We start from the raw sequence: 16,524 nt of genomic DNA, 5'->3' as shown, positions 1-16,524 counted from the left end.
TACCCTAATTCCAGTCGTGTCATTCATGGACAACCGCGGCTGATCAGAGGGGGACGGCATGCCGGGAGCGATGAGGAAGGCCGCAGTGTGGCTGGGTCTGGTCAGTGATGACCGCTTCGCTGAGGAGCCTGCCGAGCGGGGCGACTACACCGATTCGGTCTACACCGACGCGGTGGCCGAGGAATCCGTCCAGGTCTCCACCGTCACCCGGCTGCCCGACCGGCGTCCCAAGCAGGCGGCCTCACCCGGCTCGCACGAGCATCGTGCCTCCCACGACATCGACGACGAGGCCGAGGAATCGCAGCCCGCCGATCTCGCCCGCATCATCTCGGTCCGCCCCCGCACCTACAACGAGGCGCGCACCATCGGCGAGAGCTTCCGGGAGGGGACCCCCGTCATCATGAACCTCACCGACATGGATGACGCGGACGCCAAACGGCTGGTCGACTTCGCGGCCGGGCTCATCTTCGGCCTGCGAGGCTCCATCGAACGCGTCACGAGCAAGGTCTTCCTGCTCAGCCCGCGCAACGTCCACGTCACTGCCGAGGACAAGCAGCGGCTCGCCAGCCCCAGCTTCTTCAACCAGAGCTGAGTGCCCGTGTTCTTGCTCGTCCGTCTCCTCTCGATGCTGTGCAGCATCTACCTGTGGGTGCTCATCGCACGCATGGTCATCAGCTGGATCCCGCTGCTCGTGCCCGACTTCCGGCCCCGGGGCGCGGCGGCCGCGGTATTCGAGGCGATCTACACGGTGACCGATCCTCCGATCAAGTTCGTGCGGCGCTACATCAAGCCCATCAGGATCGGGACCATCGGTCTGGACGTCGCCTTCATGGTCGTCTTTCTCGCCGTCGTCATGCTTCAGAGGATGGTGTGGTGGCTCGTGTGAGAGTCTCAACCCGAAGTTGAGTTTTGAGTGTCCGACTGCACCTGTTTGGGGCAAGCAGGGTAGCCTCGGGGCTGTCCCCGCAGTTGCGGGCAGGATTTGGAATCAATATCGAGGTTTGGAGCGCACAGATGACGCTGTCCCTTGACGAGGTTCGCAGTATCCGTTTCCCCATGGCCCGCAAGCCCAATGAGGACGGCTACCGCGCCAGCTCTGTCGACAAGTTCATGGACGAACTCGAGATCAGCTATGCAGATCTGGTCAACGAGAACGAGAAGCTCAAGGCGAATGCCGGCTCCGGCGAGGAGAACGCCAAGCTCGGCCAGCAGGTCGAACAGCTCAACAGCCAGGTCGCCAGCCTCGGTCAGGAGAACGAGCAGCTGCGCGCCCAGCTGAACGATCTGCGCTCGTCCTCGGACCAGGGCTCCGCCGCGGCTGCGCAGCTCTCCGGCGAGAACGAGCAGCTGCGCGCGCGGATCGCCGAGTTGCAGTCCCAGCTGCAGGACGCCCAGAACGCGGCGACCGCGACGAGCGTTCAGCCCGCTGTCAGCGGCGAACCGCAGCACATCGTCGTCACCACCGCCGAGGAGGCCGGCCCGTGGGCCGCCCGGCTGCTCGAGATGAGCACCCGCGAGGCCGACCAGCTCGTCGAGGAGGCCAACCGGAAGGCCGCCGAGGTGCAGTCCAGCGCCGAGAGCGAGGCCGAGAGGATCCGATCCGATGCCCGGGTCCAGGCCGACCAGCTCGTCGAGGAGGCCACCCAGAAGGCGGCCCGGCTCGACTACGAGGCCCGGAACACCGCCGACCGTGTCACCGCCGAAGCGCAGGAGAACGCCAAGAGGGTCACGGACGAGGCCCAGCAGCGCGCCGACGCCCTGGACGGCGAGGTCGCCAGCAAGCGTACGGAGCTGTTGAGCGCCCTCGAGGCGGAGCGGGACAATCTCACCGCCTCGGTGAGCCAGCTGCGCGGCTTCGAGTCGGAGTACCGCAGCAACATCGAGGGGCAGATCCAGCGCCACCTCGAAAGCCTGCGCAGCCTCTCCCTGCGGCCCACCGCAGGCGGCCAGACCCCTCGCCTCGACGCTCTCCTGGGCAATCAGGAGGACTGAGACAGGGCTGAGCAGCACGATCAGACTGCCACCGCGGCCGATGATGGTATGGGCCATCATCGGCCGCTGGTGTATGGTCCCTCTACGAGGTGGTCACCGTCTGGAGGAAGTTGAACGATGACGACTAATGGTTTGTCCGTGGCAGCGGCGCAGCAGATCGCTGTCGCACTGCCCGTCCTGGACGGCGAGGAGGCGTGGACCGCGGAAGAAGTGATCGAGGTGCGTGCAGATCTCATCGCCGAGATCGAACGCATGCGCCGGGCCGTCGAGGCCTCGGACGCCGAACTCGAACAGCTGATGGGCGAGAGCAGCGACACCTCGGGCAAGGATCCGGGGGACGTCAGCTCCACGAACTTCGAGCGCGACCAGGAACTCAGCATGAACGCGAACACCCGCACCCTGCTGGAGCAGAACGAGGCAGCGCTGCGCCGTCTCGAGGCCGGCCAGTTCGGCGTCTGCGAGAACTGCGGCAACCCGATCGGCAAGGCGCGCATGGAGGTGTTCCCCAAGGCCACCATGTGTGTCTCGTGCAAGCAGCGCGCCGAGAGGCGCTGACCCTGTGATGTCCCGCCGCGCGCATCCGCGGCTGAGAGCGACGCGCGCGGTCATGGTCACCGTCGCCGTCCTCGGCCTCGTTCTCGACCGGGTGACGAAGCACTGGGCGCTGCACGCCCTGTCCTCGCACGACCACCAGATCATCCCCGGCTGGCTGAGCCTGCACGTGGTCTACAACTCGGGCGCCGCCTTCTCGATGGGCACCTCGTTCACGATCGGCCTCAGCTGCCTGTCGATCATCGCACTCGCCTTCGTGCTCGTCTGGGTCTTCCCGCGCGCCCGCGGCCGGCTGACCAGCTTGGCCTCCGGACTCATCGCGGCCGGCATTGCCGGCAACCTGCTCGATCGCCTCCTCCGCGAGCCCGGGCCGATGCGCGGCACCGTCGTCGACTTCATCGCCGTGCGCTACTTCGCGGTGTTCAACGTCGCCGATGTGTGCATCACCAGCGCCGCGATCCTCTTCATCTGGTGGGCCGTGCGCTCCGACCGCGCCGTGGAGAGGGCCGTCAAGAGGGCCGACGCGGTGGACCTCGCCCGTACCGGCGGGGCCTCCGGCACGGCGGAGGAGGGCTCGTGAGCGTCCTGCTCGTTCCCGACGGCCTGGCCGGTGAACGTGCCGATGTCGCCGCAGCCCGGATGACCGGACTCACCCGTTCGCGTCTGGCCGCGCTCATCGCCGAGGGCAAGGTGCTGCTCGACGGTGCCCTCGTGACGAAGGCCTCCCAACGCGTGAGCCCCGGACAGGTGTTCGACATCGACCTGGCCGAGCGCCGGTCCGGCGTCAGGCCCGTGCGCATCGACGACATGTCGATCGTGTACGACGACCCGGACATCGTCGTCGTCGACAAACCGGCCGCCGTGGCCGCCCATCCCTCACTCGGCTGGGACGGACCCGACGTCGTCAGCGGCCTTGCCGGGGCGGGTTTCCGGATCACCACGTCGGGCGCCCCCGAGCGCCAGGGCATCGTCCATCGTCTCGATGTCGGCACGAGCGGCCTCATGGTCGTCGCCAAGTCCGAGCACGCCTACACGATGCTCAAACGCGCCTTCCGCGACCGCACCGTCGACAAGGTCTACCTCGCGCTCGTCCAGGGCCACCTCGACCCCCTCGAGGGGACCATCGACGCCCCGATCGGCCGGCATCCCGGTTCGGAGTGGAAGTTCGCGGTCACCGCCGACGGGCGGCCCTCGATCACGCACTACGAGGTGATCGAGATGATGAGGTCGGCCTGCCTGGTCCGCGTCCACCTCGAGACGGGGCGGACCCACCAGATCCGCGTGCACTTCGCCGCCCTGCACCATCCCTGCGTCGGCGACCCGTTGTACGGCTCGGACCCGAAGCTGGCGGCCCGGCTCGGTCTCGATCGTCAGTGGCTGCACGCCGCAGAGCTCGGTTTCGTCCACCCCGGATCGGGGGAGTACGTGCACTTCGAGTCGGAGCCGCCGCCCGACTTGACCCGCGCTCTCGAGCTGCTGCGGGACTGAGCGGTTGACCGGGTCGCGCGGTCGGCGGTGACACATCGGTGCAACCGGGGTACTCGACGATGCATCCAGGCGCCGGAGCCGGGGGCTTCAGCTAGGCTGGAGGCCGTGCGAAGAGCGAAGATTGTCTGTACCCTCGGGCCGGCGACGTCGACCCAGGAGCGAATGGAAGAGATCATCCGTGCGGGCCTCGACGTCGCCCGCTTCAACATGAGCCACGGCGACCATGACGAACATGCTCGTCGGCTGGCCGAGACCCGTGCCGCGTCCGAGGCCGTCGGCAAGACCGTCGGCCTGCTCGCCGACCTGCAGGGCCCCAAGATCCGTCTCGGCGTCTTCGCCGAGGGCAAGGTCGAACTGACTCACGGACAGACCTTCACCATCACCACCGATGACGTCCTCGGGGACGCCAACCGCGCCTCCACCACCTACAAGGGTCTGCCCGGTGACGTGAAGCCCGGGGACCGCATTCTCATCGATGACGGGAACATCGGTCTCGAGGCCATCGAGGTCAAGGGCAACGACGTCGTCACCAGGGTGACCGTCGCCGGCCCCGTCTCGAACCACAAGGGCATCAACCTGCCCGGCGTCGCCGTCAACGTGCCGGCCATGTCCGAGAAGGACGAGCAGGACCTGCGCTGGGCGCTGCGCAACGACTTCGACATGATCGCCCTGTCGTTCGTGCGCCGCGCGGCCGACGTCAACCGCGTTCACGAGATCATGGACGAGGAGGGCGTGCACGTACCCGTCATCGCCAAACTCGAGAAGCCGCAGGCCATCGAGAACCTCGACGAGATCATCGACGCCTTCGACGGCTTCATGGTCGCCCGCGGTGATCTCGGCGTCGAGATGCCGCTCGAGCAGGTCCCGCTGGTGCAGAAGACGATCATCCAGAAGGCGCGCATGTGGGCCAAGCCGGTCATCGTCGCCACCCAGATGCTCGACTCGATGATCTCGAATCCGCGCCCGACCCGCGCGGAGGCCTCCGACGTCGCCAACGCCGTCCTCGACGGCGCAGACGCCGTCATGCTCTCCGGCGAGACCTCGGTGGGCGCCTTCCCGGTCATCACCGTCCAGACGATGGCCAACATCGTCGAGAACACCGAGAAGCAGGGTTTCGAGAGCATCGCGAAGATCGAATGGGACCCGCACACCACGGGTGGCGTCATCGCGATGGCGGCCGCCACGTCGGGCCGTCAGCTCGGCGCGAAGTATCTCATCGCCTTCACCCAATCGGGTGACACCGCGAGCCGCATGTCACGGTTGCGCTCGGACATCCCGCTGCTCGCCTTCACCCCCGACGAGAAGACGGCGCGCTGGCTGACTCTCTGCTGGGGCGCCCGCGTCATCCAGACCCCGAGCTACGGCTCCAATGAGGAGATGGTCACCGCGGTGAACCGCCTGCTCCAGGAGCTGAAGCTGGCCGAGGAGGGCGACGTCGTCGTCCTGGTCTGCGGCGCCCCCATGGGTATCAAGGGCAAGACGAACACGATGCGTGTCCACCGTCTCAAGGACATCAACTGGGTCGAGCCCGTCGAGCTGCCGCCGTACATGGAGAACGCCGTGTGAAACCGGCTGCACCTTCGGTGAATGGTCCACCAGGGGCGAGGGGGCGGGAATCGATTCCCGCCCCCTCGCCGGTCCCGGGAGGGTCCGGCACGCGAACACGGTGAACCGGTGATGGCCGAGGCGACAGCGAAGCGGCGGGCAGTCGACACTCGCCTGCTGGTACCCGAGAGGGGACTTGAACCCCTACGCCCTCGCGGGCAGCGCATTTTGAGTGCGCCGCGTCTACCATTCCGCCACTCGGGCAGGCGCCGACCATTGTGTCACACGCCTAGTGCACGAGCACATCGGGTGGTTGAGAACAATTTCATGCAACACCCCGCAACAGGTCTCACAGCGCTATGCTCAGGTCGGCGTGGGCAGTGTCGTCCCTGACAGCTCTGTCCGTTTCCGCTGCTGGGGCAGGAATCACGAGCCAGGACAGGAGCAGAGATAGTGGCAAAGAAGACCGACAGTACAGCAACCGACGCGAAGCCTCGCGTCCTCGTCGCGGAGGATGAGGCGCTCATCCGGCTCGATCTGGTCGAACTCCTCACCGAACAGGGTTACGAGGTCGTCGGCCAGGTCGGTGACGGGCAGGCTGCGGTCGACCAGGCTCGTGAACTCAAACCCGATGTCGTCGTGCTCGACGTCAACATGCCCGTCATGGACGGCATCACCGCTGCCGAGCAGATCGCCGGCGACCGCATCGCCGCCTGCGTCATGCTCACCGCCTTCAGTCAGCGCGAGCTGATCGAGAAGGCCCGCGAGGCCGGTGCGATGGCCTACGTCGTCAAGCCCTTCGACGCCTCAGACGTCGTCCCCGCCATCGAGATCGCCCTCGCGCGGTTCGCCGAGATCGTCGCCCTCGACGAGGAGGTCTCCTCGCTCGAGGACCGGCTCGCCTCCCGCAAGATCATCGACCAGGCGAAGGGCATCCTGCAGGAGAGCCTCGGCATGAGCGAACCGGAGGCCTTCCGCTGGATCCAGAAGACCGCCATGGACCTGCGCAAGTCGATGCGCGAGGTCGCGGAGGGCGTCGTCGACCACAACAAGGCCAAGAAGAACTGACCAGGACCAATGGCGGGGCCGCGCCGAGGCCCCTCCACAGCCGGCTCTGGGCCGGTCCGGATGAAACCGCCGGTCGGAGCGCCTAGGCTCGTGGGCGTGAACGATCGTCCACGACTGCTGCTCATCGACGGCCACTCCATGGCCTTCCGCGCCTTCTACGCCCTCCCGGCCGAGAACTTCTCGACGTCCACCGGCCAGCACACCAACGCCGTGTACGGCTTCACGTCGATGCTCGTCAACCTGCTGCGGGACGAGAGGCCCACGCATGTGGGCGTCACCTTCGACCTGTCCGGCGGCACCTTCCGCTCCGAGGCCTACCCCGAGTACAAGGCGACCCGATCGGCCACCCCGCCCGAGTTCGCGGGCCAGATCCAGCTGATCGAACAGGTGCTCGACGCCATGGGCATCGTCCACGCCAGCCTCACCGGCTACGAGGGCGACGACATCCTGGCCACCTGGACGCAGCAGGGCGACGAACTCGGCTGGGAGTCGCTGGTGGTCTCGGGCGACCGCGACGCCTTCCAGCTCGTCGACTCCAACACGACGGTGCTCTACCCCCGCAAGGGCGTCTCCGACCTGGTGCGCATGGACGCGGCCGCCATCGAGGCCAAGTACGGTGTGCCGCCGCAGCGGTATCCCGAACTGGCCGCCCTGGTCGGTGAGACGAGCGACAACCTGCCCGGCGTCCCCGGTGTCGGCCCCAAGACGGCGGCGAAGTGGCTGAGCGCCTACGGCGGGCTCGACGAACTCATCGGCAACGCCGAGCAGATCAAGGGCAAGGCGGGCCAGAGTTTCCGCGAGCACCTCGACGACGTGCGGCGCAACCGGCGCCTCAACGGCCTGGTCCGTGACCTCCCCCTCGAGACCGCCGCCGAGGGGCTGGCCAGGAGACCGATCGACCGCGAAGCCGTCAACGAACTGTTCGACGCCCTCGAGTTCAGGGGGCTGCGCGACCGGGTGTTCGCCACCGATGAGCCGGACGCCCCGGCCGACGCCGATTCGGTCACGATCACACCCGTGACGCCCGAGCCCGGTGCGCTCGGCGGCTGGCTCGCCGAGCACGCCCGGGTCGGTACCGGCGTCGAGGCCTCCGGCCACTGGGGCGCGGGCACCGGTGACGTGAGTCACCTGGCCCTCGCGGCGTCCGACGGCGAGGCCGCCCGGCTCGACCTCGGCTCGCTGAGCGCCGACGACGACAACGCGCTGGCGGCGTGGCTGGCCGATCCGAGCGCGACCAAGGTCATGCATGACGCGAAGGGGCCGATGCAGGCCATGAGCGCGCGCGGACTCGAACTGGCCGGACTCGTCAGCGACACCCAGCTCGCCGCCTATCTCCTGCGTCCGGACCAGCGGCGCTACGAACTCGAAGAACTCGTGGGACGCCACCTCGGGCTCACCCTCGACACCGGTGACGGGGCGCCGGAACAGGCCCAGGAGACCCTTGACTTCGGGGACGACCCCGACGAGCGGGCCGGGACGGCGGCCATGGTGCGGGCCCGGGCCGTCGGGCAGCTCGCACCCGCCCTCGACAAGGCACTCGAGGAGACCGATCAGCTCGGCCTGCTGCGTGAGCTCGAGATGCCGCTCCAGAAGGTACTGGCCGCCATGGAGCGGCGCGGCATCGGGGTCGACGAGGGCGTCTTCGCCGACCTGCACGACGAGTTCGACGCCACGGTGCAGGCCGCCCAGGCGGCGGCCTTCGAGGTCATCGGCCGTGAGATCAACCTGGGATCACCGAAACAGCTGCAGGGCGTCCTCTTCGACCAGCTCAACATGCCCAGGACCAAGCGCACCAAGAGCGGCTACACGACCGACGCCGCCGCGCTCGAGAGCCTGTACCTCAAGACCGGGCACCCCTTCCTCAAGCACCTGCTGGCCCACCGCGACTCCATCAAGCTGCGCCAGATCGTCGACGCCCTGGCGAAGTCGGTCGGTGACGACGGCCGCATCCACACCACCTACCTGCAGACGGTCGCCGGCACCGGCCGGCTGTCGAGCACCGAGCCGAACCTGCAGAACATCCCGATCCGCACCCCCGAGGGCCGGCGCATCCGCGACGGGTTCGTCGCGGCCAAGGGCTACGAGGGGCTGATGAGCGCCGACTACTCCCAGATCGAGATGCGCGTCATGGCCGACGCCTCGGGGGACGAGGCGCTCATCGAGGCCTTCGCCTCGGGCATCGACTTCCACACGGTCACCGCCTCCCACGTCTTCGGCGTTCCGGTCGAGTCGATCACCCCCGACCAGCGCTCCAGCGTCAAGCAGATGAACTACGGCCTGGCCTACGGGCTGTCGGCCTACGGACTGTCGAGCCGTCTCGGTGTCCCCGTGCCCACGGCCAGGGAGCTCATGGAGGAGTACTTCAAGACCTTCGGAGCCGTGCGCGACTACCTGGCCGACATCGTCGTCCAGGCCCGCAAGCAGGGGTACACGCAGACGATGATGGGGCGCCGCCGCTACCTGCCCGACCTCAACTCGGCCAACCGCCAGCGCCGCGAGATGGCCGAGCGGATGGCCCTCAACGCGCCCATCCAGGGCACGGCCGCCGACATCATCAAGGTGGCCATGCTCGCGGTGGAGCAGGCCCTGGCCCGGGCCGGGCTGTCCAGCCGCATGCTGCTGCAGATCCACGACGAACTCGTCCTCGAGGTCGCTCCCGGCGAACGCGAGCAGGTTCAGGACATCGTCGCCGATGCGATGACCCATGCCGTCGAGCTGAAGGTGCCGCTGTCGGTCTCCTTCGGCTACGGCCGCAGCTGGAACGACGCCGCGCACTGAGGACAGCCGTGCCCCCGGCCGACGACCTGCTCACCGAGTACGTGCTGCGCGCCGTCGAGTGCGTTCCGCCGGGGCAGGTGGCCACCTACGGCGACATCGCCGCACTGGTGGGGACCGGTCCGCGCCAGGTGGGGCGCATCATGGCGACCGACGGCTCGCCCGTGCCGTGGTGGCGCATCGTCAATGCCAGGGGGACGCTCGGGCCCTGGCGCAGGGCGCTGGAGCACTGGGCCGATGAGGGCATCGGGCTCAACGCTCGCGGTGACGGCTGTGCGCTGGCCGTGCACCGCGCCGATCCCGTCCGGCTGGCAGCCGCCTACGCCCGAGCCACCGCAGACCTGCCGACGCGATGACCGGGGTCCTTCAGGGCGGGCCGGCGAGGAGGCCGCCGCGTTGGTCAGGCCGCGCGCACCAGCTCCGCGTAGTAGAGAACCCGGGCGGCCGGGTCGCCGCCGTTGGCCGGGTAGTCCGAGCAGACGACGATGACGATCATCGGGTCGCCGTAGTCGTCGTAGAGGACGTTGGAGTTGGGATCGTAGTCGTCGACGAAGATCTTGAGCGCATTGGTGAAGCGGTAGCAGACCGTCTTCCCGGCGTCGTCGCTGATCCGGATGACGTCGTTCTCGGAGAGCAGCCCCTCGTTGAGGTCATTGCCGAGCGCGCCGCCGTAGCGGAAGGTGTGCGAGGTGAGGACGACCTTGCCCTGCCCGGAGCCGACCGACGGGCCGCCGTTCCACCAGGCCAGGGTGTAGCCCTCGTCCCCGGGGGGCGTGCCGGGCAGGCCCTCGGCGTCGAGGCCGAGGGAGAGCAGGGTCAACTCATCGGTGTGCCCGTCGAACTGGATGTGGGTGCCCACGATCTCCGACGGATTGGGGGAGCAGCCCTCGGGCACGTCGGAAGCGCTCTCGCCGGCAGTTGAGGTGGGGGTGATGGGGTAGACGGGGATCTCCTGCTCGTACTGGGAGGGACGCGTCTTGAGCCAGCGCCAGCCGAAGTAGGCGGCGATGATCACCACGACGAGCAGCGGGATGCTCCAGCCGAGGATGCGCTTCGTTGACCTTTTCACGGGAACCTTTCGTCGGGCCGTCCGGGGTTGGTGACGACGACGCGTCCAGCCTAACAGCGGGGACGGAAGGCCGGTCCCGGTCCGCGATCCGGCCGCCGCCCTCGCCCGTCCCCGGCGGCGGCCGGGCGTTATCGTGAGCGCATGGCCTCGTACACGATTCCAGCAGACACCCCCCGGACGCTGATCATCGGTGGCGAGGCGGTGCCCGGTGCAGCCGGCTCCTTCGACGTGACGAATCCGGCCGACGGCAGCATCCTGGCCGCCATCGCCGACGCCGATGCGACGCAGGGGCTGGCCGGTCTCGACGCCGCCGTCGGGGCGCAGGAGGCCTGGCGCCGCACCGCTCCTCGTGAGCGTGCGGAACTACTGCGCGCAGCCTTCGAGGAGATCATCCGGCGCAGGGACGACTTCGCGCTGCTCATGACCCTCGAGATGGGCAAACCACTGGCCGAGAGCCATGGCGAGGTCACCTACGGCGCCGAGTTCGTGCGCTGGTTCGCCGAGCAGGCCCCGCGCATCACCGGCCGCTATGCGGGTACCCCCGAGGGGAACCTCCGCCAGCTCATCACCCGGCGCCCGGTCGGGCCCTGCCTGTTCATCACCCCGTGGAACTTCCCGCTGGCCATGGCCACTCGGAAGATCGCGCCGGCCCTGGCCGCCGGCTGCACCGCCGTCATCCGCCCGGCCAGCGCGACACCACTGACCACCCTGCTGTTCGCGAAGGTCCTCGCCGACGTCGGCCTGCCCGACGGTGTCGTCAATGTCATCACCTGCCGTTCCCACGACGTCACCGATGCGATCATCGATGACCCGCGCCTGCGCAAGCTCTCGTTCACCGGCTCCTCACCGGTGGGTCAGTCGCTCGCGGCAGCGGCAGCCCGGCACAGCCTGCGCGTCTCGATGGAACTGGGCGGCAACGCACCATTCGTCGTCTTCGATGACGCCGACGTCGACGCGGCCGTTGACGGCGCCGTCGCCGCGAAGATGCGCAACATGGGCCAGGCCTGCATCGCGGCCAACCGGTTCATCGTCCACGAGGCGTGCGCGCCCGAGTTCACCGAGAAGCTCACCGCTCGGCTGTCCGGGCTCGTGTGCGGGCCCGGCACCGAACCCGGCACCCAGGTGGGGCCGTTGATCACCGCCGCGGACCGCGACGCCCTCTCCGGTCTGGTCGATCGTGCCATCGCGGCCGGGGCCAGGGCCACCTGCGGTGCCCGCATCCCCGACCTGCCCGGCAGTTACTACCAGCCCACCGTCCTGACCGGAGTGGCCCCCGACGCCGAGATCATGACCACCGAGATCTTCGGGCCCGTCGCCCCGATCACCACCTTCACGACCGAGGAACAGGCCCTGACCATCGCCAACTCGGTGCCCGTCGGACTGGCCGGCTACGTCTTCACCCGGGACCTCGATCGCATCCAACGGTTCTCGGACGTGCTGGAGACCGGCATGATCGGCGCCAACACGGGCCTGTTCTCCAACGCGGCGGCGCCGTTCGGCGGCGTCAAGGAGTCCGGCATCGGCCGTGAGGGCTCCTTCGAGGGGATCGAGGAGTACCTCGAGACCGTGTACGTCGCACTGCCCGACCCCTGGCGCTGAGCCTGCCGCCGGGCCCGGCCGGGGCGTCGCCGGGGCGGGGGCCCGGTCAGGGGCCGACGGCGGATCCGAAGGTTGCCCGGGGCCGCCGGGGCCGCCTAAACTTGTCGCTGCGCTGTGTGCGCCGTGCCGGACAGAGGGTGCGGCGTCGTCGCCGGCGGGCCGGTTCGTGGTCAACGTCCCCGGTTCGCGGGCGGGTGCTCACAGCGGTGGTTGCGGGCTCTTCGCGGATTTCGTCGTCGCCGTCGTGCGCGCCAGCAGGCACGGCGCACTGAGTCAATAACCATCCACCATCGGAGCCCTACTACATGACCTCCTCCATTGAGGCCGTCGCAATCGACGACATCGGCACCGCTGAGGCCTTCGAAGCCGCAGTCGACGCCACCATCAAGTACTTCAACGACGGCGACATCGTCACCGGCACTGTCGTCAAGGTTGATCGTGACGAGGTACTCCTCGACATCGGCTACAAGACCGAAGGCGTCATCCCGTCCAAGGAACTCTCCATCAAGCATGATGTCGATCCCTTCGACGTCGTCAGCGTCGGCGACGAGATCGAGGCCCTCGTCCAGCAGAAGGAGGACAAGGACGGCCGCCTGATCCTCTCCAAGAAACGCGCCCAGTACGAGCGTGCCTGGGGTGCGATCGAGAAGATCAAGGACGAGGACGGCGTCGTCACCGGCACCGTCATCGAGGTCGTCAAGGGCGGTCTCATCGTCGACATCGGCCTGCGCGGCTTCCTGCCCGCCTCGCTCGTCGAGATGCGCCGGGTCCGCGATCTGCAGCCCTACGTGGGGCAGGAGCTCGAGGCGAAGATCATCGAGCTCGACAAGAACCGCAACAACGTCGTCCTGTCGCGCCGCGCCTGGCTCGAGCAGACCCAGTCCGAGACCCGGCACAACTTCCTGGAGCAGCTCCAGAAGGGGCAGATCCGCAAGGGCGTCGTCTCCTCCATCGTCAACTTCGGCGCCTTCGTCGACCTCGGCGGCGTCGACGGTCTGGTGCACGTCTCCGAGCTGTCCTGGAAGCACATCGACCATCCGAGCGAGGTCGTCGAGGTCGGCCAGCCGGTCACCGTCGAGGTCCTGGACGTCGACATGGAGCGCGAGCGCGTCTCCCTGTCGCTCAAGGCCACGCAGGAGGATCCGTGGCAGGTCTTCGCCCGCACCCACCAGATCGGTGAGATCGTGCCCGGCAAGGTCACCAAGCTCGTCCCGTTCGGCGCCTTCGTCCGCGTCGAGGAGGGCATCGAGGGTCTGGTGCACGTGTCCGAGCTGGCCGAACGTCACGTCGAGATCCCCGAGCAGGTCGTCTCGGTCAACACCGAGGTCCTGGTCAAGATCATCGACATCGACCTGGAGCGTCGCCGCATCAGCCTGTCCCTGAAGCAGGCCAACGAGGGCGTCGACATCGCAGCCGACGACTTCGACCCCTCGCTGTACGGCATGACCGCCAGCTACGACGAGAACGGCAACTACATCTACCCCGAGGGCTTCGACCCGGAGACCAACGAGTGGAAGCCGGGCTACGAGGAGCAGCAGGCCGCCTGGGAGGCCCAGTACGCCGAGGCCCAGGCCCGCTGGCTGGCCCTGAAGAAGCAGGCCTCCGAGGCCGAGGAGGCCGACCAGCAGGCCGCCGCCGAGGCCGGCACGAGCTACTCGGCCGCCCCGGCCGGGGACGAGGGCTCGCTGGCCTCCGACGAGGCCCTTCAGGCGCTGCGCGACAAGCTGTCGGGCAGCCACTGAGCCTGTCGGCGTCCTCGTCGCATGACGCGGACGTCACAAAGGATGAAGGCCTCGGCCCTGAAAAGGGCTGGGGCCTTCATCGCGTCCGGCAGGGCCCAGCCCACCGGTCCGCTGAACCCCGTACCCGCCCGAGGCCGCGCGTTGAGCCGGCCGGAGCCAGGAACCGACCTCATGCTTCACACCCACGACCTGCCCATCCTCGAACGCGATGATGACTCCATTGATCTCATCGGCGAGAGCGAGGACGCGTCCATACCCGCCGACCGCTACCCGAGCCGGGCCATCCTCGCCTTCCTCGGCGAGGTCGTCGACGAGTACGCCCGCGCCGAGAACCTGCCCGTCATCGAGACGCTGGAGCAGATAGGCAACACCTACCCGGTCTACCGCGGCCATGACGCGCAGGGGGATTTCGCGATCCTCATGATGCCGCTGGGCGCCCCGGCGGCCGTCATGAACACCGACATGCTCTTCCGGCACGGTGTCCGCAAGGCCATCGCCGTCGGCTCGTGCGGCGCCCTCGAACCGTTGGAGGTCGGGGAGCTGGTCGTCCCGGCCAGGGCGCTGCGAGGCGAGGGAACGAGCTTCCAGTACGTGCCGGCCAGCCGCTGGATCGACATCGACCCCGCGATGCGCGCCGTCATCGGCCAGGCCGTCGAGGCCGCCGGCTACCGGGTCAATGACGCGCCCGTGTGGACGAACGACGCCTTCTACCGGGAGACCAGGGCCATGCTGAACCACCGCCGCGCCGAGGGCTGCGCCATCGTCGACATGGAGTGCTCGGCCATGGCGGCCTCCGCCGCGCTCCGAGGGGCACAGTTCGCCCAGCTCTTCTACACCGCCGACACGCTGGCCGATCTGGAGAACGGCCACGACGACCGCGACTGGGGGCGGGGCTCACGCGGCGTGGCCCTCGAGATCGCCCTCGACGCGTTGAGCCGGCTCACCTGCTGACCGTGCCATGCCGACCACGCATCCCACGGTGACGGGCCCGCCGGTGGGCCGGGTCTTCACGCTCGGCCTCACCGGGGGCATCGCCTCGGGCAAGAGCGCCGTCGCCGCCCTTCTCGTCGAGCACGGGGCGGTGCACATCGACTACGATCAGCTGGCCCGGCAGGTCGTCGCGCCGGGGAGCGCGGGCCTGCAGGCCCTCGCCGAGGAGTTCGGCCCGTCGGTCCTCACCCCACAGGGCGCGCTCGACCGGGGAAGGCTCGCCGGTCTCGTCTTCACCGACCGCGTCGCACGGGGCCGGCTGGATGAGATCACGCACCCGCTCGTCAACGCCGCCGCCGCCGAACTGCAGGACGCCGCACCCGACGCAGCGGTGGTGGTGCACGACATCCCGCTGCTCGTCGAGACCGGCAGGGCCCACGACTTCAACCACCTGGTGGTCGTCGACGTGCCGGTCGAGGTGCAGATGACGCGCCTGATGGCACGCAACGCCATGAGCGCCGAGCAGGCGAGAAGCCGCATAGCGGCGCAGGCCTCCCGCGACGAGCGCCTGGCCGTGGCCGACACCGTCATCGACAATGCCGGTTCCCCGCAGTCGACGCGCGCCCAGGTGGACCGGCTGTGGGATGAGGTGGTCGTCCCCGGCGTGGCGCGCTGCCGCTGAGACCGCCCCGGGGCCGCGGCCGCCCGCTGCGCCCACGACGCATGACACGAACCCGATTCGGCATCAAGGACAGAGGCTTTAGTTGTTTGAATCAAGTTTGAGGGGTTGAATCTCGGTCATGGTTGAAGGCGAAGCCCGGTGCTGGGCCGTGGTGATCGCCGATCAGCGCGTGAGCCGGCGCGGGCCGGACCGGGTACCCGAGGCCCTCCGGGCGCTGGCGCCCCTCGCCGAGGGTTTCAGGCTGGGTTTCGAACGCACGGCAGGAGACGAGGTCCAGGCGCTCAGCGCCGATCCCGCCGCCGTCGTGCGCGCCGTCACCGTGCTCTGGCGGCTGGGGGACTGGCATGTCGGCGTCGGCGTGGGCGAGGTCGAGCTTCCCCTGCCGGACTCCACCCGCGCCGCCCGCGGCCCGGCCTACCTCGCGGCCCGGCAGGCCATTGGGCGCCCTGCTGCGGCCGCGCCACGGTTCGTCGGTGGTGCGGGGACGCGGAATCTCCGAGCGCTGGACGAGGCGCAGACGGTGCTCGCCCTCGTCGCGGCGCTGATCCACCGGCGCAGCGCGGCCGGCTGGCAGGTCATCGACCTCGTCGAGGCCGGTCTCTCCCAGACACAGGCCGCCCGGCGCCTGGGTATCAGCCCCCAAGCCGTCGGCCAGCGCCTGCGGGCCGCCCACCACCGCGAGGTGGCGGCGGGGCTGGAACTCGCCACGGCCCGGCTCGCCGAGGCGATGGGCGTGTCGGTGGCCCCCTCTACGGTGGCACCATGAATGAGGTTCTCGCTGATCTTCTTCGGGTTCTCGTGGCCTGTGCGCTCGGCGCGGCCGCCGTGTTCGGCGGGTGCCCGCTCGTTGAGGGGCTGCTGCGGCGAGCAGATGGTCCTCGGGCCGGTTCAGGCGGCACGGACGGGCGCACGGCTAGCTGTACTGATCGGGCTGGTTGGTTGAAGGACTGTGATCCAGGGGTGTGAACGCAAGGGAGGGCCTTGCTGGTTGAGTGGGGATTGCGAAGTCGTCCACTGTCAGAAAGGCCCTCTTGTGTCTCACGCTAACGCAGCCCTGACCCCGCGCGCCCGGTTGCGGGTCG

General features: G+C 68.8%; 16 protein-coding genes and 1 tRNA gene. 15 read left to right on the top strand and 2 right to left on the bottom strand.

What is annotated here, in order from left to right:
- Positions 1-58 precede the first annotated feature (58 nt).
- The 7 genes from PROPJV5_RS08105 (at position 59) to pyk (ending at position 5,598) form a co-directional block, all read left to right on the top strand.
- Positions 59-592, top strand: a complete 534-nt coding sequence (locus tag PROPJV5_RS08105; protein ID WP_119715858.1) for a cell division protein SepF — start codon at positions 59-61, stop codon at positions 590-592.
- A 6-nt stretch (positions 593-598) separates the two neighbouring features.
- Complete coding sequence (locus PROPJV5_RS08100) at positions 599-886, top strand: YggT family protein (RefSeq protein ID WP_420812724.1); 288 nt, start codon at positions 599-601, stop codon at positions 884-886.
- A gap of 128 nt (positions 887-1,014) precedes the next feature.
- A complete protein-coding gene (locus tag PROPJV5_RS08095) occupies positions 1,015-1,992 on the top strand; it encodes a DivIVA domain-containing protein (RefSeq protein ID WP_119715857.1) in 978 nt (325 codons plus the stop codon).
- Between the two features lie 117 nt (positions 1,993-2,109).
- Positions 2,110-2,547, top strand: a complete 438-nt coding sequence (locus PROPJV5_RS08090) for a TraR/DksA family transcriptional regulator (RefSeq protein ID WP_119715856.1) — start codon at positions 2,110-2,112, stop codon at positions 2,545-2,547.
- Positions 2,548-2,554: 7 nt separating this feature from the next.
- Entirely contained in the window at positions 2,555-3,124 is a 570-nt protein-coding gene (gene lspA, locus PROPJV5_RS08085) for a signal peptidase II (protein ID WP_119715855.1), read from the top strand.
- Complete coding sequence (locus PROPJV5_RS08080; protein WP_119715854.1) at positions 3,121-4,032, top strand: RluA family pseudouridine synthase; 912 nt, start codon at positions 3,121-3,123, stop codon at positions 4,030-4,032. Before lspA ends, PROPJV5_RS08080 begins: the two co-directional genes overlap by 4 nt.
- 105 nt (positions 4,033-4,137) lie before the next feature.
- Positions 4,138-5,598: a pyruvate kinase gene (gene pyk, locus PROPJV5_RS08075; protein WP_119715853.1), complete on the top strand. Its 1,461-nt coding sequence runs from the start codon at positions 4,138-4,140 to the stop codon at positions 5,596-5,598.
- Positions 5,599-5,755: 157 nt separating this feature from the next.
- Here the strand turns inward: pyk and PROPJV5_RS08070 are convergent.
- A tRNA-Leu gene (locus PROPJV5_RS08070) sits at positions 5,756-5,841 on the bottom strand.
- A 186-nt stretch (positions 5,842-6,027) separates the two neighbouring features.
- Here PROPJV5_RS08070 and PROPJV5_RS08065 point away from each other — a divergent pair.
- From PROPJV5_RS08065 to PROPJV5_RS08055, 3 genes are read left to right on the top strand one after another with little or no spacing between them, the layout of a single operon-like run.
- A complete protein-coding gene (locus tag PROPJV5_RS08065; RefSeq protein ID WP_119715852.1) occupies positions 6,028-6,645 on the top strand; it encodes an ANTAR domain-containing response regulator in 618 nt (205 codons plus the stop codon).
- A 60-nt stretch (positions 6,646-6,705) separates the two neighbouring features.
- A complete protein-coding gene (gene polA, locus PROPJV5_RS08060; protein ID WP_119715851.1) occupies positions 6,706-9,423 on the top strand; it encodes a DNA polymerase I in 2,718 nt (905 codons plus the stop codon).
- Positions 9,424-9,431: 8 nt separating this feature from the next.
- Complete coding sequence (locus PROPJV5_RS08055) at positions 9,432-9,776, top strand: MGMT family protein (RefSeq protein ID WP_220474391.1); 345 nt, start codon at positions 9,432-9,434, stop codon at positions 9,774-9,776.
- A 44-nt stretch (positions 9,777-9,820) separates the two neighbouring features.
- On the opposite strand, the gene PROPJV5_RS08050 is transcribed toward PROPJV5_RS08055, so the two are convergent.
- Positions 9,821-10,489: a class F sortase gene (locus PROPJV5_RS08050; RefSeq protein WP_119715849.1), complete on the bottom strand. Its 669-nt coding sequence runs from the start codon at positions 10,487-10,489 to the stop codon at positions 9,821-9,823.
- Between the two features lie 141 nt (positions 10,490-10,630).
- Between PROPJV5_RS08050 and PROPJV5_RS08045 the strand changes: the two genes are divergently transcribed.
- The 5 genes from PROPJV5_RS08045 (at position 10,631) to PROPJV5_RS08025 (ending at position 16,208) form a co-directional block, all read left to right on the top strand.
- Positions 10,631-12,088 (top strand): NAD-dependent succinate-semialdehyde dehydrogenase, encoded by a 1,458-nt coding sequence (locus PROPJV5_RS08045; protein ID WP_119715848.1) that lies wholly within the window; start codon positions 10,631-10,633, stop codon positions 12,086-12,088.
- A 305-nt stretch (positions 12,089-12,393) separates the two neighbouring features.
- Positions 12,394-13,830, top strand: a complete 1,437-nt coding sequence (rpsA, locus tag PROPJV5_RS08040) for a 30S ribosomal protein S1 (protein ID WP_119715847.1) — start codon at positions 12,394-12,396, stop codon at positions 13,828-13,830.
- 171 nt (positions 13,831-14,001) lie between these two features.
- On the top strand, positions 14,002-14,781 hold the full coding sequence (locus PROPJV5_RS08035) for a nucleoside phosphorylase (protein ID WP_182858645.1): 780 nt from the start codon (positions 14,002-14,004) through the stop codon (positions 14,779-14,781).
- 7 nt (positions 14,782-14,788) lie between these two features.
- Positions 14,789-15,442: a dephospho-CoA kinase gene (gene coaE / locus PROPJV5_RS08030; protein WP_119715845.1), complete on the top strand. Its 654-nt coding sequence runs from the start codon at positions 14,789-14,791 to the stop codon at positions 15,440-15,442.
- Positions 15,443-15,560: 118 nt separating this feature from the next.
- A complete protein-coding gene (locus PROPJV5_RS08025) occupies positions 15,561-16,208 on the top strand; it encodes a helix-turn-helix domain-containing protein (RefSeq protein ID WP_119715844.1) in 648 nt (215 codons plus the stop codon).
- Positions 16,209-16,524: the final 316 nt, after the last annotated feature.

The organism is Propionibacterium ruminifibrarum, assembly GCF_900289195.1.
Taxonomy (GTDB): domain Bacteria; phylum Actinomycetota; class Actinomycetes; order Propionibacteriales; family Propionibacteriaceae; genus Propionibacterium; species Propionibacterium ruminifibrarum.
This window is presented reverse-complemented; position numbering and strand designations above follow the sequence as displayed.

Bases quoted from the DNA above. Each gene is read 5' to 3' on its own strand.
- PROPJV5_RS08045 (WP_119715848.1), top strand. From the start codon at position 10,631: ATGGCCTCGTACACGATTCCAGCAGACACCCCCCGGACGCTGATCATC.
- PROPJV5_RS08025 (WP_119715844.1), top strand. From the start codon at position 15,561: ATGGTTGAAGGCGAAGCCCGGTGCTGGGCCGTGGTGATCGCCGATCAG.
- polA (WP_119715851.1), top strand. From the start codon at position 6,706: ATGAAACCGCCGGTCGGAGCGCCTAGGCTCGTGGGCGTGAACGATCGT.
- rpsA (WP_119715847.1), top strand. From the start codon at position 12,394: ATGACCTCCTCCATTGAGGCCGTCGCAATCGACGACATCGGCACCGCT.
- PROPJV5_RS08035 (WP_182858645.1), top strand. From the start codon at position 14,002: ATGCTTCACACCCACGACCTGCCCATCCTCGAACGCGATGATGACTCC.
- lspA (WP_119715855.1), top strand. From the start codon at position 2,555: ATGTCCCGCCGCGCGCATCCGCGGCTGAGAGCGACGCGCGCGGTCATG.
- coaE (WP_119715845.1), top strand. From the start codon at position 14,789: ATGCCGACCACGCATCCCACGGTGACGGGCCCGCCGGTGGGCCGGGTC.
- PROPJV5_RS08095 (WP_119715857.1), top strand. From the start codon at position 1,015: ATGACGCTGTCCCTTGACGAGGTTCGCAGTATCCGTTTCCCCATGGCC.
- PROPJV5_RS08105 (WP_119715858.1), top strand. From the start codon at position 59: ATGCCGGGAGCGATGAGGAAGGCCGCAGTGTGGCTGGGTCTGGTCAGT.
- PROPJV5_RS08090 (WP_119715856.1), top strand. From the start codon at position 2,110: ATGACGACTAATGGTTTGTCCGTGGCAGCGGCGCAGCAGATCGCTGTC.